The organism is Bradyrhizobium sp. KZN70725, assembly GCF_055264925.1.
On sequence record NZ_JBUYWT010000028.1, the window covers coordinates 1 to 18,241 of the forward strand.

At 65.5% G+C, this 18,241-nt stretch carries 17 protein-coding genes; 3 read left to right on the forward strand and 14 right to left on the reverse strand.

Annotated elements, in window-relative coordinates:
- Positions 1-267 precede the first annotated feature (267 nt).
- Genes ACZBJS_RS24450 through ACZBJS_RS24460 form a run of 3 tightly spaced genes read right to left on the reverse strand, consistent with a single transcriptional unit; the run spans position 268 to position 2,149 of the window.
- Positions 268-714 (reverse strand): DUF1801 domain-containing protein, encoded by a 447-nt coding sequence (locus ACZBJS_RS24450; protein ID WP_057019512.1) that lies wholly within the window; start codon positions 712-714, stop codon positions 268-270.
- Positions 715-749: 35 nt separating this feature from the next.
- Positions 750-1,532 carry a sulfite exporter TauE/SafE family protein gene (locus ACZBJS_RS24455; RefSeq protein ID WP_316396519.1) on the reverse strand — a complete coding sequence of 261 codons (783 nt, stop codon included), beginning with the start codon at positions 1,530-1,532 and terminating at the stop codon, positions 750-752.
- Between the two features lie 11 nt (positions 1,533-1,543).
- Positions 1,544-2,149 (reverse strand): TetR/AcrR family transcriptional regulator, encoded by a 606-nt coding sequence (locus ACZBJS_RS24460; RefSeq protein ID WP_316396521.1) that lies wholly within the window; start codon positions 2,147-2,149, stop codon positions 1,544-1,546.
- Between the two features lie 108 nt (positions 2,150-2,257).
- On the opposite strand from ACZBJS_RS24460, the gene ACZBJS_RS24465 reads away from it, so the two are divergent.
- Entirely contained in the window at positions 2,258-3,163 is a 906-nt protein-coding gene (locus tag ACZBJS_RS24465; protein ID WP_316396523.1) for a sterol desaturase family protein, read from the forward strand.
- A gap of 27 nt (positions 3,164-3,190) precedes the next feature.
- Here ACZBJS_RS24465 and ACZBJS_RS24470 read toward each other — a convergent pair whose 3' ends face one another.
- The 6 genes from ACZBJS_RS24470 to lepA all read right to left on the reverse strand — a co-directional run bounded on the left by ACZBJS_RS24470 (position 3,191) and on the right by lepA (position 11,769).
- Entirely contained in the window at positions 3,191-5,158 is a 1,968-nt protein-coding gene (locus tag ACZBJS_RS24470) for a methyl-accepting chemotaxis protein (RefSeq protein ID WP_253588679.1), read from the reverse strand.
- A gap of 179 nt (positions 5,159-5,337) precedes the next feature.
- On the reverse strand, positions 5,338-6,255 hold the full coding sequence (locus ACZBJS_RS24475) for an NADP-dependent oxidoreductase (protein WP_316396526.1): 918 nt from the start codon (positions 6,253-6,255) through the stop codon (positions 5,338-5,340).
- 459 nt (positions 6,256-6,714) lie between these two features.
- On the reverse strand, positions 6,715-7,887 hold the full coding sequence (locus ACZBJS_RS24480; protein WP_316396528.1) for an acyl-CoA dehydrogenase family protein: 1,173 nt from the start codon (positions 7,885-7,887) through the stop codon (positions 6,715-6,717).
- Between the two features lie 161 nt (positions 7,888-8,048).
- On the reverse strand, positions 8,049-9,275 hold the full coding sequence (locus ACZBJS_RS24485) for an MFS transporter (RefSeq protein ID WP_076831136.1): 1,227 nt from the start codon (positions 9,273-9,275) through the stop codon (positions 8,049-8,051).
- Between the two features lie 252 nt (positions 9,276-9,527).
- Positions 9,528-9,857 carry a hypothetical protein gene (locus tag ACZBJS_RS24490; RefSeq protein WP_057019507.1) on the reverse strand — a complete coding sequence of 110 codons (330 nt, stop codon included), beginning with the start codon at positions 9,855-9,857 and terminating at the stop codon, positions 9,528-9,530.
- Between the two features lie 100 nt (positions 9,858-9,957).
- The gene (lepA, locus tag ACZBJS_RS24495; RefSeq protein WP_057019506.1) at positions 9,958-11,769 is read right to left on the reverse strand and encodes a translation elongation factor 4; all 1,812 of its coding nucleotides are present in this window, start codon (positions 11,767-11,769) and stop codon (positions 9,958-9,960) included.
- 176 nt (positions 11,770-11,945) lie between these two features.
- Between lepA and ACZBJS_RS24500 the strand changes: the two genes are divergently transcribed.
- Positions 11,946-12,221, forward strand: a complete 276-nt coding sequence (locus tag ACZBJS_RS24500; protein ID WP_316396532.1) for a M15 family metallopeptidase — start codon at positions 11,946-11,948, stop codon at positions 12,219-12,221.
- 109 nt (positions 12,222-12,330) lie between these two features.
- Positions 12,331-13,944, forward strand: a complete 1,614-nt coding sequence (locus tag ACZBJS_RS24505; RefSeq protein ID WP_057019504.1) for a glycosyltransferase family 39 protein — start codon at positions 12,331-12,333, stop codon at positions 13,942-13,944.
- A gap of 184 nt (positions 13,945-14,128) precedes the next feature.
- On the opposite strand, the gene ACZBJS_RS24510 is transcribed toward ACZBJS_RS24505, so the two are convergent.
- The 5 genes from ACZBJS_RS24510 to ACZBJS_RS24530 form a co-directional block, all read right to left on the reverse strand.
- On the reverse strand, positions 14,129-14,455 hold the full coding sequence (locus tag ACZBJS_RS24510) for an HPr family phosphocarrier protein (RefSeq protein ID WP_028335869.1): 327 nt from the start codon (positions 14,453-14,455) through the stop codon (positions 14,129-14,131).
- Positions 14,452-14,853, reverse strand: a complete 402-nt coding sequence (locus tag ACZBJS_RS24515) for a PTS sugar transporter subunit IIA (RefSeq protein WP_021076632.1) — start codon at positions 14,851-14,853, stop codon at positions 14,452-14,454. The genes ACZBJS_RS24510 and ACZBJS_RS24515 overlap by 4 nt, the downstream gene beginning before the upstream one ends.
- Positions 14,854-15,067: 214 nt before the next feature.
- Positions 15,068-15,508 (reverse strand): HPr kinase/phosphorylase, encoded by a 441-nt coding sequence (locus tag ACZBJS_RS24520; protein ID WP_316396540.1) that lies wholly within the window; start codon positions 15,506-15,508, stop codon positions 15,068-15,070.
- Positions 15,505-17,313 (reverse strand): sensor histidine kinase, encoded by a 1,809-nt coding sequence (locus ACZBJS_RS24525; RefSeq protein WP_057019534.1) that lies wholly within the window; start codon positions 17,311-17,313, stop codon positions 15,505-15,507. Before ACZBJS_RS24525 ends, ACZBJS_RS24520 begins: the two co-directional genes overlap by 4 nt.
- Before the next feature lie 110 nt (positions 17,314-17,423).
- Positions 17,424-18,125, reverse strand: coding sequence for a response regulator transcription factor (locus tag ACZBJS_RS24530; protein WP_016843287.1), 702 nt, complete (start codon positions 18,123-18,125; stop codon positions 17,424-17,426).
- Between the last annotated feature and the right edge of the window lie 116 nt (positions 18,126-18,241).

An 18,241-nucleotide genomic window follows, 5' to 3' on the forward strand; every position in this document is an offset into this window, starting at 1 on the left:
TCGCTGCCATCGACAAACCTCCGCCCATCAACCCCAGCCGTCGGAAATCAACCATCTCACCTGACCAGATGGAGCTCCGCTATGCCTGAATTTCCCCGGACACCCCTGCGCGTGCGGGGAGAGGTCGGAACGCATCGTTAGATGCGTTCCGGGTGAGGGGATTCTCCGCGAACGCAGCTATTACCGAATGTGCGGAGACGGCCCCTCACCCCAACCCTCTCCCCGTAAGAACGGGGAGAGGGAGCGCACCGCCGTCGCCTTCACGCCCTACGATTCTTTCTTGTTGAGATGATAAGTCAGCGCCAGCGCCACGCAGTGGCGCAGCGCGGGCTCCGGCAGCTTGCCCGCGACATCGAGCAGGATGGCGCGGTTGCCGCTGTAGCTGAGCTCGGGATAGAGTTCGCGGAAGGTCTCGACCAGATTGGTCTGGCAGTGGAAGTAGACCGCGACCTGGTCGGCAGCCGGCTTCACCTGATCAATCCGGACCGTGCTGCCGCTGCCGGTCTCCGGCGTGAGGTAGCTCGGCTGGCCCCACTTCAATGTCTCTTCCAGCGCGCCGACGCCCTTGGTTGCCTTCGCGGTCTCGAAGATCAGCCGCCGCAGCGCCAGCAGCTTGGCTCTGACCGGGGCAGGGTACGTGTCGAACAGCGCAGCTGCCGGTTTGGCGTGCGGCCGTCGCGCCGCCTTGCTGGTCGATGCTGCCGGCTTGCGCATAATGGGCTCCGTGAGGAGGACGTACCTATATCTATCTACCACAGCGCCTTGAAGGTCATATAGACCGCCATCAGCGAGACGAAGACGATCATCGTGCTGCGTAACCGCGCGCGGTCGATGCGGTTGGCGGCGCGGGCGCCGAGATCGGTGCCGGCCAGCAGGCCGACGATCACGCCCGCCAGCACCGGCCAGGACGCCAGCGAGCCCTCGCTCCAATAGATCCAGGCCGAGGGGATCGTGGTCGGGATCAGCGACATCACGAGGCTTGCCATCTGCGCCTGATGCTGCGGCACCCCGAGCACGGCGCTTAAGCCCACCACGGTCGCCAGTCCGCCGCCGATGCCGAGAAAGCCCGACGACAGGCCTGCCAGCAGCCCGACAATGAGCAGCGCCGGGCAGGATATTTCGCGCGCGGTGACTTTGTCGTCGTGCTTCGCCTCGTCGCGTCCGCCGCGCAGGATCAGCATCGCGTCGAGCACGACGAGATAGGCCACATAGGTCCAGCGCAGCGCGGGCTCGGCGACATGGTTGGCGGCGAGTGCGCCGGCCGCGCCGCCGGCGACAAAGCCGACTGTCAGCAGCGCGATCCAGCGCAATGGGGTGCGGTTGCCGCTCTGCCAATAGCGCCGGATCCCCGTGAGGCTGGTCGGCGGCACCTGCGCGACCAGCGAGATGCCTTGCGCGACATGTTGGCCGGCGCCGAGCAGTAGCACCGAGAACACGACCAGTCCGCCGCCGGGGCTGACGCCGAGCAGCCCGGCGGTCAGACCGCCGGCGAGGCCCGTGCCGATGCCGGCGAGGAGGTCGTGGACGATCACCGCATCCCCCGTCAGCGTCTGGCGGCAAGGCCGGCAAGGAAGATGTCGAAGGCGTGCATCGCCTCCGCGGTCGTGACGGTTTCGCCCCACAGCCGTTGCAGCACGATGCCCTGGAACATCGCGACCATTGCCCGCGCCGCGCCGCGCGGCTGCACGCCGCGGTCGATCGCGCCGCTCTTCTGGCCGCGCCGCAGCAGGTCCACGATCAGGGCGATCGGCTGGCGGATTCCGCTCAGCACCTGGTCGCGGACCACGTCGTCGCGCAGCGCCTCCGCCCAGAGCTGCAACGCGACGCGGCGGGCACGCAGGCCTTCTTCCTTCTGCAGGTCGCCGAGAAAGCCGCGGGCGATCGACCGCAGGCTCTGCAACACATCGTCCGATGGATCCTTGAGCGCCAGCAGCGCGCTGTCGCGGCCATGGCGGCTTTCGCCGATCGCCTGGATCAGTTCCTCCTTGCCCGTGAAATGCCCGTAGATGCAGCCGGCGCTGAGCCCGGACTGCTTGATCACGTCCTGGATCGTAGTCTGGTGAAATCCCTGGCGGGCAAAGCAGATCTCCGCGGCCTGCAGAATCTCCTCGCGACGGATCGCGAGCGTCTCGGGTTTCACCTTCGGCATAGTCGGGTCCTTGTCAGGTCGCGGCCGGCCGATGCGGCGGGCTTGACGATCATTCGTTGCCATTATAAAGAACGAATATTCGTTTTGTAAAGAGGGGAGGCTGACGGCATGATCGGCTTTGCAAAGCTTCTGTGGCATCCGGGCGCGGCTGAGATGGCTCATGTCGAGCTGCCGTCGACCGGCGCGCGGATCGCGTTCCTGCTCGCGTCGTTCGCGATCGTGCTGCTGTTCGAGGCCGCGTTTCCGCTGTTCAGCTACGGCCGCAGCGACCGGATGCGCAATATCGGCCGCAACGCCGCCATCACCGTGATCTTCGTCGGCGTGAACCTGCTGCTCAGCCCACTGTCGCCGCTGGCCGCGCAATGGACGCTGGATGCGAAATTCGGCCTGTCGCACTGGCTCGGCCTGTCACCCCCGAACCAGCTCCTGCTCGGCATCATCGGGCTCGACCTGTTCGCCTATTTCGCCCACGTCTCCATGCACAAGCTCGGCTGGATGTGGCGCTTCCATCGCATGCACCACGCCGATCGCTTCGTCGACGTCACCACGACGTTCCGCGAGCATCCCGGCGAGACGCTGTGGCGGATCGGCTGGCACATCGCCGGCGTCTTCGTGTTCGGAACGCCGGCCTGGGTGCTGGTTACCTATCTGACGCTGTCGGCGCTGAACGCCCAATTCGAGCACGCCAATATCCGCCTGCCCGAGCGGCTCGACCGCTGGCTGCGGCTCGTCTTCGTGACGCCGAACATGCACAAGATGCATCATTCGCGTCATCAGCCGGAGACCGACAGCAATTATTCGAACCTGCTCTCGATCTGGGACCGGCTCGGCGGCACCTATAATCGTGGTCCACGCTTCGCGGAGCTGCGCTATGGCCTCGACGGCTTCGATGATCCCGAGAAGCAGTCGCTGCGCGGCCTGCTGCAGATGCCGTTCATGCGCGATTGGGGGCGGGTCGACGCTCGGCCGGACGACAAGTCCGACCGGTCCGCTCCGCCGCCCGTGCTGCCCTGACCATGACTTGAAGCCCGGCGCCGCCGCTCAGGCGGCGTTGCGCAGTCCGGCGAGGAAGGTGTCGACGCTGTGCGACAGCGCAGCGGCGTGATCGCCGAGCTGGCCGGACGTATCCAGCACATTGCCGGTGAGGGCGCGGGATTGGCTGGCGGCCTCGCTCGCGCCCGCGATATTGGCGGAGACCTCGACGGTCCCGGTGGACGCCTGCTGCACGCTGCGGGCGATCTCCCGCGTCGCCGAGTCCTGCTGCTCGACGGCGGCTGCGATCGCGGTGGCGATACCCGAGATCTCGCGGATGGTGCCGCTGATGTCGCCGATCGCGCTGACGCAGTTGCCGGTGGCGGACTGGATCGCGCCGACCTGGCCGGCGATCTCCTCGGTCGCCTTCGCGGTCTGGCTCGCCAGGTCCTTCACCTCGGCAGCGACCACGGCAAAGCCGCGGCCGGCCTCGCCGGCGCGTGCGGCCTCGATGGTGGCGTTGAGGGCCAGCAGATTGGTTTGGCTCGCGATCGCGCTGATCAGGCGCAGCACGTCGCCGATCTTCTCTGCCGATGCGGCGAGGCTCGTCACCATCTCGGTGGTCTCCATGGCCTTGGTCACGGCGCTGTCGGCGACACGGCTGGAATGGGTGACCTGGCGGCCGATCTCGGTGATCGACGACGCCAGCTCCTCGGTTGCGGCTGCGACCGCATTGACGCTGGCGGATGCTTCCTCGGACGCGGCGGCTGCCGCCGAGGTCCGTTCGGAGGCGCCGTTGACGCTGGCGGTGATCTCGCCCGCGACGCGCTGCATGTCGCCCGAGGACCGCGCGACGGCGGCGACCATGCCCTTGACGTCGGCTTCGAAACGATCGGCCATCTGCCGCTGCAAGGCCTGCTTGTCGGCCTCCGCCTTCACCTTGTCGGCCTCCTGCGCCTCGCGCAGCGAGGAGGTTTCGACCATGCTGCGGCGGAACACGTCGACCGCCTTCGCCATCGTGCCGAGCTCGTCGCGGCGCTCGCTGCCGGGTATCGTGACGCTGGTGTCGCCGCTGGACAGGCGGTTCATGACCGCGGTGATCGCGGTGAGCGGCCGCGACAGGCCGCGGCCGAGCAGGAACGCGAGCAGCACGGCGGCGGCCATGATCGCGACCACGCCAAGGATCAGATTGCGCTGCGCGCTTGCCGCGGCGGCTTCATAGTCGCTGGTGTCCTTGACGATCTCGAGCACGGCGACCGGCTCGCCGGCGTAGTTCTTGATCTGGCCGAGATAGAGCTCCACCGCATGGCCGTCGAGAACAGCGTCGCGCAGCAGGGCCGCACCGTTCATCACACGCTTGAGCTCGTCCTGGGTCGCGACCACGGTATCGCCGAAGGTCGAGGACAGCCGCTTGAAGCTCTGGCCGTCGAAGGAATGCACCGCAAGGTCGATGCCGAAGCGCTTTTTGGCGCGGTCGACGAATTCCTTGCCGAAGGCGGCGCCGACGTCGACATTGGCCAGCGTCTTGCCGTCGCGCATGATCGGGGTCATGCCGAAGATCGAAAGCGCTTCGCGGCCGGGCTCGACGCCGACGATCGGCTTGCCGGTCCTGTTCGATTCCACCACCGTGGTGCGCCGCGTCGAGGCGTCGTCGCCGAAAGTCTTCGGCGCATGGACCCGGTAGAAGCTGGTCGCCGGGGGCTGCCAGAACGAGATCAGCGGGATGCCCTGCGCCTTCATCGACGCCCAGGAGGCGCCGAGCAGCTTTCCGAGGCCGTCGCGGTCGCCCTTGGCGATGGCGTCCTCGACCGGCGGCAAGGCGGCGATGACCGCCGAGACCGCGAGCGCCGCGCGCCCCTCGTAGTCGATCGCTGCAATCACGCTGTCATATTGCAGCTTGAGCTGCTGATCGAGCGCGAGCCGCGTCAGCGCCCGCTGCTGGCTGATGGAGAAGCCGCCGAGGATGGCGCAGGCGACTGCGACAGTCAGCGAAATAGCCAGAATCAGGCGGGCGGCAATCGATCGAAGCGTGAACATGGGACCAGCGAAACTCCAGGCATTAGCGCCGTCCGCAAAGTCGCAGAAAAAGCTTAACAACCGGATGTTGCGCCGCCGGTATTCGTGCCGCGACCATGGCCGCCGGTGCTACTTTCGTACTGTTCAACGTCTGGCCTGACAGGGCCGGCCGGCTGCGCGCATCAATAGGCATGTGTCACTCAGGGGCGAACGCGGATGATCGTACTCCCTTTGCGTCGACCGGTCGGATTCAAGGCAGCGACGGCCTCGTCGAGAGTCGTGACGTTGCCGATGTTTGTCCGCAGGCGTCCGTCCCGCACCCGCCGGACGATCTCACTCAGTTGGGAACGATCGGACTCGACGACGAAGTCGACCGCCAGGCCGTCGGAAGGTCGCGCCTCGGCCGGCCCAACGACCGTCACCAGCGTTCCTCCGCCTCGAATCAGTTTTGCCGACCGCTTCTGGATTTCACCGCCAATGACGTCGAACACCAGATCGACTTTGCCGACGTCCTCAAGGGCGTCGTTGCCGAGATCGACGAACTCCTGCGCGCCGAAGTCGAGCACAGTCTGACGGTCGGCGGACCGCCCGGAGCCGATCACATACGCGCCGGCCTCTCGCGCGAGTTGCGTCACCATCGACCCGACCGCGCCGGCCGCGCCGTGTGCGAGGACACTCTGCCCCGCCTGGAGGCGGCCGTGCTGAAATAGTCCTTGCCATGCCGTCAGGCCCGAGACCGGAAGGCTTGCGCCCATTGTGAAGTCGACGTCGCCCGGTAGCGGCGCGAGGTTGCGCGCCTCGATCGCCACATACTCGGCCAGCGTGCCGTCGCGATACCAGTCCGCTAGACCGAACACCCGCTGTCCCACCGATAGCCCTGTAGTGCCATATCCGAGAGCGGTGACCACTCCGGCCAGCTCGTGCCCCGGGATCGACGGTGTTCGGTCACGATCGAGGCGATCGGTCCAGGTCGAGGGCCACGCCAGCTCAGTCGGGACAAATCTCGACGCATAAACCTGAACGACGACGTCGTTTATCGCTGCCTGCGGCTCGGGCCGGTCCACCAGCTTCATCCCGGCCGTTCCCGCGGCTTGGTCCGTTACAACGATGGCCTTCATGGGAATACTCCTTGTCTCTTGGTGGAACTGCTGCAGAGCGCGCGGACGCGCCGACTAACCAAGAACTGCCAAGGCAGTTCGGTTGCTTAGTACGAACAATAGATGCGCTGCGCTTGCTCATAAAACAGCACCAAGATTGCGAATTTTGGCTGTACCAAGCGCGACGGCTGCCCTCTGCGAGCTCAATGCGTTACCGCACCGCTGAAAAATCCGGGCAGTCGACAGAATCCATTTTGAGGGGACAGAATTCAGATTGCGAGGGCCGCCAGTCGTCATGCCCACTGTTGGGCCCAAAACCGACATGCCATGATTACCCGGCGATGTCGTGTTTTAGGGAGCAGAGCCGACACAGCGGACTTATGAGTCAACGCCCTGATGCAATCTGACTTGATCGCGCTTCAGTTCCTGTTCAAGTATGATCTTTTCGGAAAACCGCTTCGCACTTTTCCGGATCATGCTTTAGCGCGCGGTCGGCGGAGCGCCGAGATTGCCTGCCAAAATCGCCTTGCCGGCGTCCTCGTACTGGGTGTCGCGGGCCTGGATCTGCTGCGCGATTGCGTGCATGTCGCGAAACCGTCGCTCGAACGGATTCTTGGCGAACACCGCCGTTGCCCCCGACATGTGATAGGCGATGTCGACCACTGCGGCCGACTGGTGGATGGTCCAGGTCGAGGCGATGCGGATCGCGACGCGATGTGCCTCGGTGATCGGGTCGCCGCGGACGAGATCGTTCCAGACCTCGTGGGCCGTCGCGTACAGATAGGCGCGCGCGGCGCGCAGGCTGGCCTCGGTGCGCCCGATCTGGCCCTGCACGGCATTGTTGTCGCGCATCGCCTTGAGGCCTTGCGGGGTCTTGCCGCGGGCAAGCTCGGTCGCCGCGTCCAGCATGGCGCGCGCGACGCCGAGCGAGGTGGCGGCAAAGCCCATGCTGAACACCATGTTGGTGGAGAGCTTGTAGAGCGGCCCCGGCTCGCGGCACGCGGCGGGATCGTCGCGCAGCGCGGCGAACTGCTCCGGAATGAAGAGGTTGTCGACCGAGTAGGAATCGGTGCCGGTGCCTTTCAGACCGATCACGTCCCAGACGTCATACATTGTCGCTGACGACATCGGGAACAGGATGGTGCGGATCTCCGGCGAACCGTCGGCCTTCTTGCGCGGTGAGCCGTCGTCCTCGACGACGCGGACATGGGCGCCGAGCCAGCTCGCCTGCCGCGAGCCCGAGGCGAAATCCCAGCGCGCGCTGGCGCGATAGCCGCCGGGCTCGGCGCGCACCTCATGGGCGATAGCGCCCCAGGCGAGGATGCCGGGCGTGGTGTTGAAGATCTCGTTAGCTGCGTCGGGTTCGAGATAGGCCGCGGTCATGGCGCAGACGCTGCACTGGCCGAGGCACCAGGCGGTCGATGCATCGGCCTTGGCGATCTCCTCCTGCATCTGCATGAAGGCGTCCAGTGTCGCCTCGGCGCCGCCAAAACGCTTCGGCAGCAGCGCGCGATACAGCCCGTTCTCGACCAGTGCCGCGGTGACGGATGGCGTCAGTCGCCGTGTCCGTTCGATCTCGTTGGCTTCACTCGTGATCAGCGGCGCCAGCGCGCGCGCCCGCTCGACAAGGTCGAATCCCTGCGGCTTGTTCATGCGTGTCCTCGGCGCCTTCTGTCATTCTTGTTGGGCAGGCCGGGCGATGGTGGCTCATCCGGCAGGAGAGGGCAAGGGAAGGCAAGGCAGGACGGCGCCGATGCAGATCAGCTATCCATCCGCTGTGCCGGTGCGCGCGAGTGTGACGAATGCAGCCGCGCTCAGGCGGCGGCGCGGCCGAGATCGAGCGACGGCTGGCGCTTGGTCGAGAAACTCAGCGCCACGGCGACCGCGGCGAGGCCGATCGCAAAGGAACCGGCGTGCAGCCACGTATAGCCGTGGAACGTGTCGAACACGTAACCGCCGGCCCACGGCCCGAGCGCCATGCCGAGGCTCGCGAAGGCCGACACCGCGCCGAACACCGTGCCCATGATGCGCGCGCCGAAGAACTCGCGCACCAGCACGGCGTAGAGCGGCATCACTCCGCCATAGGCCAGCCCGAACACGACAGACAGCGCGTAGAACTCGCCGAGCTGCGCCACCGCGAGATAGGTCGCGATCGACAGCGCCTGCACCAGGAGGCCGCCGACCAGGACCGGCTTGGCGCCGAGCCGGTCGGCGAGCACGCCGAGCAGCAGCCGGCCGCCGAGCCCGGAGAAGCCGGCGAGGCTGTAGACTGTGACCGCGGTGAGCGGCGCGATGCCGCACACCATGGCGTAGGACACCATGTGGAAGATCGGTCCCGAATGCGCCGCGCAGCAGGCGAAATGCGCCAGTGCCAGCGTGATGAATTGCGGCGTGCGCAGCGCCTGCGCCGCGGTCCATTCAGTTTGCGGCACGTTCGCGGCGGTCGGGATTGCGACGTCCGTTCCCTGCGGCGCCGGGCGCACCAGGAACGATGCGGGGATCAGCAACGCCCATGCGGCGATGCCGATCACGAACATCGCAAAGCGCCAGTCATAGGCCGTGATCAGCCAGCTCGCGGACGGCGCGACGGTCAGCGGCGATACGCCCATGCCGGCCGACACCAGCGCGACCGCGAGGCTGCGATGCTTGTCGATCCAGGCGCTGGCGAGCGCCATCATCGGCGCATAGAAGCTGCCGGCGGCGATCCCGATCAGCACGCCGAAGCAGAGCTGGAATTGCCACAGGCTCTGCGCCTGGCTTGCCGTCACGAGGCCAAGCCCGAGCAACAGGCTGCCCGCCAGCACCACGATGCGGGTACCGAAGCGGTCGGACAGCGCGCCCCAGGCGAACGCCGCAAAACCCATGCAGAGGAAATCCAGCGTCGCCGCCGCCGAGACGCCGGCGCGCGACCAGCCCATCGCATCCGAGATCGGCTGCAGGAACACCGCGAGCGACAGCATGGTGCCGAAGCCGACGCAGGTCATCAGCGCGCCCGCGCCGACGACGACCCAGCCATAATCCAACCGAGCGGCCTTGCTCATGCGTTTCCCCGGCGCTGTTGTTTGTTGTGGTGCGCGCAGGGAGGATGCTGGCCTATCTGAGGTCCAGGGGCAACATGACGGGCAACATGCCTCTCATTCCGGGACCAGCGGATTGTGCGTTGCATGCGCAAGATGTCGCAGCGAGGTGCGGCTAGAGCCTTTTCCGTTCCGATAGAATCGGAACGGGGCTCTAGATTCTTGCTTTGACGCGTTTTCTTCACGCGAACCGGAGCCACTTCGCTCGAAAACGCTCTAGCCGCACTGCCAGGCGCGCCCGATCGGCGTCCAGGTCCAGCACGGGCCAAAACTGCCGCCATTGTAGCGGCCGCGGTAGAATCCGGGGCGGCCGAAATAGTACCAATCCCCGCCATACCAATATTGCGGCGAATAGTCCGGGTAGCCGCGGGCGGCGCCGCGCGGGCCGAACACCGGAATGGTTTGGTTCGGCGGCTGCCGGTAGCCGGGCAGGAAACCATAGCCGTGCCAGCGGGTGCCGTGCCGCTTCTTCGAGGAGGCGGCGGAGCTCAGGTCCGGCTGCATCAGTGCGAGGATGACGATAAGGAGGAACAGGATGCGCAACATGATCGCAGTCTAGTCGGAGCGCGATGCAGTGGCGATTCAAATCATGGTGCGTTTTGTTGCTGGGACAAGAATGGGCAACAGTCGCGCCGGTAGCGCCGCCTCAGCTGTCCACCTTGAGCGCGGCGATGAAGGCTTCCTGCGGGATGTCGACCTTGCCGAACTGCCGCATCTTCTTCTTGCCTTCCTTCTGCTTCTCCAGAAGCTTGCGCTTGCGCGTGATGTCGCCGCCGTAGCACTTCGCGGTGACGTCCTTGCGCAGCGCGCGGACGGTTTCGCGCGCGATCACCTTGCCGCCGATCGCCGCCTGGATCGGGATCTGGAACATGTGCGGTGGAATCAGCTCCTTCATCTTCTCGACCATGGCGCGGCCGCGGCCCTCGGCGCGGGTGCGATGCACCAGCATCGACAGCGCGTCGACCGGCTCGGCGTTGACCAGGATCTGCATCTTGACCAGATCGGCCGGCTTGTAGTCGGTCAGATGATAGTCGAACGAGGCGTAGCCCTTGGAGACCGACTTCAGGCGATCGTAGAAGTCGAACACCACTTCGTTGAGCGGCAGGTCGTATTTCACCATCGCGCGGGAGCCGACATAAGTGAGCTCCTTCTGCGAGCCGCGGCGGTCCTGGCACAGCTTCAAGACGCTGCCGAGATATTCGTCGGGCGTGAGGATCGTCGCCTCGATCCACGGCTCCTCGATCTCGGCGATCTTGACCACGTCGGGCATGTCGACCGGGTTGTGGATCTCGAGCTCGGTGCCGTCGGTCAGCTTCATCTTGTAGATCACGCTCGGCGCGGTCGCGATCAGATTGAGGTCGAATTCGCGCGACAGCCGCTCCTGGATGATTTCCAGATGCAGCAGGCCGAGAAAACCGCAGCGGAAGCCGAAGCCGAGCGCGGCGGAAGTTTCCATCTCGTAGGAGAAGCTTGCGTCGTTGAGCCGCAGCTTGCCCATCGCCGCGCGGAGCGTTTCGAAGTCGTTGGCGTCGACCGGAAACAAGCCGCAGAACACGACCGGAATCGCCGGCTTGAAGCCCGGCAGCATCTCGCTGATCGGCTTCTTGTCATCGGTGATGGTGTCGCCGACGCGGGTGTCGGCAACTTCCTTGATCGCCGCGGTGATGAAGCCGATCTCGCCGGGGCCGAGCTCCTCGACCTGCTCCATCTTCGGCGTGAAGAAGCCGACGCGTTCGATATCGTAGGCCGCGCCGGTGCCCATCATGCGGATGCGGCTCCCCTTCTTCATCACGCCGTCGACGACGCGGATCAAGACGACCACGCCGAGATAGACGTCGTACCAGCTGTCGACCAGCAACGCCTTCAGGGTCGCATCGCGGTCGCCCTTCGGCGGCGGCAGGCGGGTGACGATCGCTTCCAGCACGTCAGGCACGCCGACGCCGGTCTTGGCCGAGATCATCACGGCGTCGGACGCATCGATGCCGATCACGTCCTCGATCTGCTGCTTGACCTTCTCGGGCTCGGCCGCGGGCAGGTCGACCTTGTTCAGGACCGGCACGATCTCGTGATTGTTGTCGAGCGCCTGATAGACATTGGCGAGCGTCTGCGCCTCGACGCCCTGGCTGGCGTCAACCACGAGCAGGGAACCCTCGCAGGCCGCCAGCGACCGCGAGACCTCGTAGGCGAAGTCGACATGGCCGGGCGTGTCCATCAGGTTGAAGATGTAATCCTTGCCGTCCTTGGCGCGGTAGTTCAGCCGGACGGTCTGCGCCTTGATGGTGATGCCGCGCTCGCGCTCGATATCCATCGAATCGAGCACCTGCTCCTTGCCCGCCATTTCACGATCCGACAGGCCGCCCGTCATCTGGATCAGGCGGTCGGCAAGGGTCGATTTGCCATGGTCGATATGGGCGACGATGGAGAAGTTGCGGATGTTCGAAATCGGGGCAGTTGTCATGGGCGCGGGATAGCATCCGCACCCCCGCGCGGGCAACCAAATTGCGGTATTTTGCAGCGGTGTGACGACGAATCACGGCGCCGTTTCCGGCTGGGTTGCCGTGACCGATTCCCGGGCATGTTCCTGCCAGGTTCGGCGGCCCGAAAATCGTCTTTCGCGTCGCCGACACCGGGCGGATGAGCATGCACGGCTACGCCGCCGCCATCGACCTCAACCTGAAAGTTCGGGATGACCGGCTGTGGGCCGGCAAAGGCAAGACCATCCCCTGCAACAACTGGATGCCGCGCGAGATCGTCGACATCTTCGAGCGTCACGGCTTCATCTGGGGCGGCGAATGGTGTCACTACGATACCATGCATTTCGAGCACCGGCCGGACTTCCCCGAAAGTGAATCCGCTGGCTGGAGGCGTTCTCACGCCAAGCTGATTTCACTGGCCACAAAAACGCGCTAAAGCGCGCTGAAATGCGGATGAGCACTCATCGCGCTTCCGCTTCCATTCGGGCATGATCCTTCCGGGAAACCGCTTTCCACTTTTCCGGGGCATGCCTCAGGCACAGGCCATGTCGACCGCCTCCACGCTCCCCGCCGCCCGGCGCACCAAACGCAAGCTGACGATCCGGCGGATTGCCGCCTGGATCGCCTCGCGCGCCACCGATCCCAGGACCAGCCTGTGGTTCGTGATCGGCTTCGCGCTGGTTCATGCGGTGCTGTGGACGCTTATCCTGGTCAAGCTCAAGGCCGCACAGGACATCCATATGGATGTTGCGGAAGCCTATGCCTGGGGCCAGCGCTTCCTGCTCGGCTATGGCAAGCACCCGCCGCTGTCGGGCTGGATCGCCGGGGTCTGGTTCAGGATTTTTCCGGTCACCAACTGGTCGACCTATGCGCTTGCGATGACGACGGTCAGCTTCGCGCTGGTGGTGTGCTGGCTGATCGCGCTGCGTGTCGTCGATCGCCGCCGCGCGTTCTTCATGGTGGTGATGCTCGCGCTCTACCCGATCTTCAATTTCAAGGGCTTCAAATACAACGCCGATCTCGCGCAACTGGTGCCGTTGCCGCTGCTGGTGCTGGCCTATCTGAACGCATTCGAGAAGCGCAGCTTCAAGTCGGGTCTCTGGCTCGGCTTTGCCGGCATGCTGGCGCTGATGACCAAGTACTGGGTGGTGACGATGATCGGCGCCGTCGGGCTGGCCGCGCTGATCCATCCGCAACGGACGCAATTCCTGCGCTCGCCGGCGCCATGGGTTGCGATCGGCACGATGGCGGTGGCGATGATCCCGCACCTGGTGTGGCTGGAGGAGGTGGACTTCGTGCCGTTCACCTATGCCGGTGACGTCTACGCGCTGTCGAGCCGCGCACTCAATGTGCAGCTCGTCATCGGCTATGTCGTGCACAATGTCGGGCTGCTCGCGATTCCCGTCGTGCTGGGCCTGGTGGCGCTGCTGCTGGGCTCGGTGCCGTGGCGGCCGTCGGACGTGCTGGCGCGGGTCTGGTCGCGCGGACCCAATCCCGCCGTCAACCTTCCGCAGGCGCTCAACGTCTGGATCATCCAGCTGATCGTCGCGATCGGGCCGCCGCTCGGCGCGCTGGCGTTCACCGTCTATATCAAGACCGATTGGGGCATCCCGCTGTTCTTCCTGGTGCCGCTTGCGCTGGTCGCGATTCCCTCGCTTCGCTTCCCGCGCATGGCGCTGTTCTCGATCACCGCGATCTGGTTCGTGGCCACGATCGCCACGCTGATCGCCGCGCCCAGCATCGCCACGCAGGAGATCGCGTCCAACCATGTCGGCGGCTCGACCTACGCCGCGCGCTCCGAGCTCGCGCGCGAACTCACCCAGACCTGGCAGGACAGATTCCATTCGCGCTGGGCCGTGGTCGTCGCGCGGTCCGATATCGGCGAGCCGATGACGTTCTACAGTCCGGATCATCCGGCATCGCTGGTGCCGGGCGAAGCCTGGTCGTCGGGGCTGACGTCGCTCGACGAAGCCAAGCGTCTCGGCTTCATCGGCGTCTGCGACACCACCGATCCGGTGTTCCTGAAGCCCTGCGAGGCGTGGATGGCGGAGCACGCCAAGGACGCCGAGCCGCTGGTGATGACCACCATGCGCTTCTTCAACGGCCATCCCGGTCCGTCGACGGTCTGGAAGGTCTATCTGGTGCCGCCGGCGAAGTAGCTGTCGCTCCCTCGCCTCGCGCTTGCGGGGTCGAGACGAGCGAAGCTCGCTCTTAGAGGGTTGGGGTGAGGGGCTCTCGCCGCGATGGCGATCTATCGATAGACCTGTACCCCTCACCCGGATCGCATCGTTCGATGCGATCCGACCTCTCCCCGCAAGCGGGGCGAGGTAAGGGGTGACTGCCTTACGTGCCTTCCTCGTTGAACTTGCTGGCGACGAGTTCGGCGATGGCGTCGAGCGCCTGCTGCGCTTCGTCGCCCTTTGCTGAGACCACGACCGTGGTGCCGGGCCCGGCGGCGAGCATCATCAAGCCCATGATTGAGGTGCCGCCGACGGTCTCGGTGCCGCGGGTGACCCAGATCTCGGCGTTGAATCGCTCGACCAGCTGGACGAACTTGGCCGATGCCCGCGCATGCAGGCCGCGCTTGTTGACGATCAGGAGCTCACGGGAAATGGCGCCCGCTGGCACGCCCGGGCCGACCTGATTTCCGCCCGGGGCCTCGTCGCTCATTTGCCTGCGAGAACGCGGCTGGCGATGGTGACGTATTTGCGGCCGGCTTCCTGGGCCATCGCGATCGCGTCGGGCAGCGAACGCTCCTCGCGAACCTTGGCAAGCTTGACCAGCATGGGAAGGTTGATGCCTGCGAGCACTTCCACCTTCGGGCGGCTCATGCAGGAGATCGCAAGGTTTGACGGCGTGCCGCCGAACATGTCGGTGAGGATCGCAACGCCGTCGCCGCTATCGACGCGGTTCACCGCCTCGATGATGTCGCTTCGACAGAGATCGGAATCGTCCTCGGCCCCGATCGTGATCGCTTCAATTTGTTTCTGCGGACCCATGACGTGTTCGAGCGCCGCTCTGAACTCGTCGGCAAGGCGCCCATGGGTCACCAGCACTAGACCAATCATTGGAAACTCCTCGCGGGCGCCCTTTGGTGCACCGCACGAACGCGCCACTTTGACCATCCAGAGGCCCTACGCAAGAGGGCATCTTGGCTAGTCTCCCGGTTCCTGGCGGTAGAGAGGGGAGGCTGCGCCGGCAAAATCCGACGCGATAGTGGATGTGATATGGTTACCAATTCCCTTCCCACAATTGGCCGCAAGATTACGGGAACATGAACTTTCAGGTTGTCGTCAGCGCGGCGACAACCAGCGGCAGGGGTTGGAAGCCAACGCCGACGGGAATTCGCGGTACCAAAACACCATTAAGGCGAATCGTGAGCGCCTCCGGCGGCGGCAGTCGCTCGGCGTCGTCAGCGGCGAGGTCGACGATCAGCCCCACCACGGCTTCATCTGCGAACGGACAATGGCGGATTCCGAGGCCTCGGATCTCGATCAGACCAGCCAATTGCTGGACCGGACGAACCCACAATTGTTCGCCGGCTGTGTCGAGACGGACACGGTCATCCCCCACCAAAATGGCCGGCGGAAGCGCTCCGGTGCGCCCGGCGAGAATCAGGTCAAAGGCCAGACGCGACTTGCCGGCGCCCGACGGGCCGCGGATCAGCACCGCACGCTCGCCGACCAGAACGGCGGATGCGTGCACGCTTGAATTGTCGCTCATAGTGTCGGCAGCCTGACCACGAAGCGTGCGCCGGCGATGGTGGGCTTGCCGTCTGCGTCCGCAGGGCCAGCGCGGTTCTCGGCCCAGATGCGTCCGCCATGGGCTTCAATGATCTGCTTGGAGATCGCAAGCCCGAGGCCGGAGTTCTGGCCAAACCCTTGGTGCGGCCGGTCGGTGTAGAAGCGCTCGAAGATCCGCTCCAGCGCGTCCTCGCCGATGCCGGGCCCGTCATCGTCGACCACGATCTCGACCTCGCCGCGGTTGCGGCGGCAGACGATGCGCACCTTGTCGCCCGGCTTGGAGAATGATTGCGCGTTCGACAGCAGGTTCGAGATCACCTGGCCGAGCCGTGAATCATGGCCGGGCACAGAGAGCGTATCGGTCGGTCCGCGGCCCTCGAAGCGGGCTTCGACGGCGACGTCGTGGCCGAGCCTGGTCTCGTTGGCGACGCCGGTCAGCGTCGTCAGCAGCCGCCGCAGATCGACCGGCGCCATGTCCTGGCGCTGCAATTCGGCATCGAGCCGGCTGGCGTCGGAGATGTCGGAGATTAGGCGGTCGAGCCGCCTGACGTCATGCTCGATCACGGCGAGCAGCCGCGCGCGGCTGTTGTCGTTGCGCGCCAAAGGCAGCGTCTCGACCGCGGAGCGCAGCGAGGTCAGCGGATTCTTCAGCTCATGGGCGACGTCGGCGGCGAACATCTCGATCGCCTCGATGCGGCTGTACAGCGCGTTGGTCATGTCGCGCAGCGCGCCGGAGAGATGGCCGATCTCGTCGCGGCGCCCGGTGAAGTCGGGAATCTCGACGCGGGTCTGGATGCGGTGGCGGACGCGCTCGGCGCCGTCGGCGAGCCGTCGCACCGGGCCAGCGATCGTGCTCGCCAATAGCAGCGACAGCATGATCATGACGGCGGAGGCGACGCCGCCGATCTTGAGGATGGCGAGGCGCTCGGACATCACCAGCTGGTCGATGTCGTCGCCCTGCGTGGTCAGCATCAATGCACCGCGCACGGCGCGGAAATGCTGCACCGGGACGGCGACCGACACGATGATCGCGCCGCGCTCGGTGACGCGCACGGCGCTGCCCTTCATGCCCTCGAGCGATTGCGCGACTTCGGAATAACCCTTGCCGCCTTCGGGACCGAGTTCGCGATAGATCGGCAGGTCGCCGCGGTTGAGCCAGGTCTTGATGGTGGCCTTGGTCCTTTCATAGAGCGACGGCTTCTCCGACGGCGGCGGCAGCTCCATGCGCAGCACGTCGCCGCGCGCGAACAGATTGCGGCTGTCGAGGATCAGGCCGCCATCGCGGTCGAAGATGCGGGCCCGCGTCTTGGTCGGCGCGATCAGGCGGCGCAGGACCGGCGCGACCCGCTCGGGATTGATCGGGAAATCCGCCGATTCATCCGGCTGGCCATAACTTTCGCCGGGCTTGAGGTCGAGCAGGCGATCGGGGTCGATCGTGACGGTGTTGCCTTCGACGGTGGCCGAGGCCGCGATCGCCTCCGAGATGATCTCGGCATAGACTTGGAGGCTCTGCGTGCGCGCCTCGATCAGGCCAGCGCGGAATTGCGAGAGATAGAGGATGCTGGCGACCAGCGCGACGAGGCCGGCGAGGTTGAGCGAGACGATACGGCGCGTCAGGCTCGAGAACGACAGCGCGAAGAAGAACTGACCGGCGCGGCGCAGCCAGCCGAGCGGACGGCGCCAGCCCTTGTCCTGCGCCACGTCTTCGGCAACGGCGTCCTGATCGAGGAGCTGTGACGCGTCCTCGGTGTTCAGGCCTTGCTCGAGCTGCGTTCGATCAAGCACTGGCAAAGCTGCCGGTTGGTATGGATGTCGTCCCGCGAAGCAATCGTTCGCCCGAGCTTACCCCAGCCGTGCGGAGCCTGTCAGTTAACAAGCCGCCCGGGAAGCGCAGATCAGGCTTCCTTGAAGCGATAGCCGACGCCGTACAGCGTCTCGATCATCTCGAAGTCGTCGTCGACCACCTTGAACTTCTTGCGCAGCCGCTTGATGTGGCTGTCGATGGTGCGGTCGTCGACATAGACCTGGTCGTCATAGGCCGCGTCCATCAGCGCATTGCGGCTCTTCACGACGCCGGGGCGGGTGGCGAGCGCCTGCAGGATCAGGAATTCGGTCACGGTGAGGGTCACCGGCTCGTTCTTCCAGGTGCAGGTGTGGCGCTCCGGATCCATCCGCAGCAGGCCGCGGTCCAGCGCGCGGGCGTCCGGCTCCTTCGGCGCGGCGGTCGGATCCTTCGGCTGACCGCGGCGGAGTACGGCCTTGACCCGTTCGACCAGCAGGCGCTGCGAGAACGGCTTGCGGATGAAATCGTCGGCGCCCATTTTCAGGCCGAACAATTCGTCGATCTCCTCATCCTTCGAGGTGAGGAAGATCACCGGCAGGTCGGACTTCTGGCGCAGCCGGCGCAGCGTTTCCATGCCGTCCATGCGCGGCATCTTGATATCGAGGATCGCAAGGTCGGGCGGCGACGTGCGAAACCCATCCAGCGCCGACGCACCGTCCGTGTAGGTCATGATGCGATAGCCTTCGGCTTCGAGCGCGATCGAAACCGAAGTGAGAATGTTGCGGTCGTCGTCGACCAGGGCGATTGTGGGCATGTGCTGCTTTCACAATGAGAGTGGCTTAGACGGCGGGCACTCTGGCGACGCGCCGTAGAATTGGGCTTCGAACGCGGTCAACGAGCAATGCAAGCTGGGCTGAAGTGTGACCGAGT

Coding starts and splice junctions, on each gene's coding strand:
- ACZBJS_RS24490 (WP_057019507.1), bottom strand. CDS start 9,857: ATGTTGCGCATCCTGTTCCTCCTTATCGTCATCCTCGCACTGATGCAG.
- ACZBJS_RS24505 (WP_057019504.1), top strand. CDS start 12,331: ATGTCGACCGCCTCCACGCTCCCCGCCGCCCGGCGCACCAAACGCAAG.
- ACZBJS_RS24465 (WP_316396523.1), top strand. CDS start 2,258: ATGATCGGCTTTGCAAAGCTTCTGTGGCATCCGGGCGCGGCTGAGATG.
- ACZBJS_RS24470 (WP_253588679.1), bottom strand. CDS start 5,158: ATGTTCACGCTTCGATCGATTGCCGCCCGCCTGATTCTGGCTATTTCG.
- ACZBJS_RS24500 (WP_316396532.1), top strand. CDS start 11,946: ATGAGCATGCACGGCTACGCCGCCGCCATCGACCTCAACCTGAAAGTT.
- ACZBJS_RS24515 (WP_021076632.1), bottom strand. CDS start 14,853: ATGATTGGTCTAGTGCTGGTGACCCATGGGCGCCTTGCCGACGAGTTC.
- ACZBJS_RS24510 (WP_028335869.1), bottom strand. CDS start 14,455: ATGAGCGACGAGGCCCCGGGCGGAAATCAGGTCGGCCCGGGCGTGCCA.
- ACZBJS_RS24485 (WP_076831136.1), bottom strand. CDS start 9,275: ATGAGCAAGGCCGCTCGGTTGGATTATGGCTGGGTCGTCGTCGGCGCG.
- ACZBJS_RS24520 (WP_316396540.1), bottom strand. CDS start 15,508: ATGAGCGACAATTCAAGCGTGCACGCATCCGCCGTTCTGGTCGGCGAG.
- ACZBJS_RS24480 (WP_316396528.1), bottom strand. CDS start 7,887: ATGAACAAGCCGCAGGGATTCGACCTTGTCGAGCGGGCGCGCGCGCTG.
- ACZBJS_RS24450 (WP_057019512.1), bottom strand. CDS start 714: ATGCGCAAGCCGGCAGCATCGACCAGCAAGGCGGCGCGACGGCCGCAC.
- ACZBJS_RS24460 (WP_316396521.1), bottom strand. CDS start 2,149: ATGCCGAAGGTGAAACCCGAGACGCTCGCGATCCGTCGCGAGGAGATT.
- ACZBJS_RS24530 (WP_016843287.1), bottom strand. CDS start 18,125: ATGCCCACAATCGCCCTGGTCGACGACGACCGCAACATTCTCACTTCG.
- lepA (WP_057019506.1), bottom strand. CDS start 11,769: ATGACAACTGCCCCGATTTCGAACATCCGCAACTTCTCCATCGTCGCC.
- ACZBJS_RS24475 (WP_316396526.1), bottom strand. CDS start 6,255: ATGAAGGCCATCGTTGTAACGGACCAAGCCGCGGGAACGGCCGGGATG.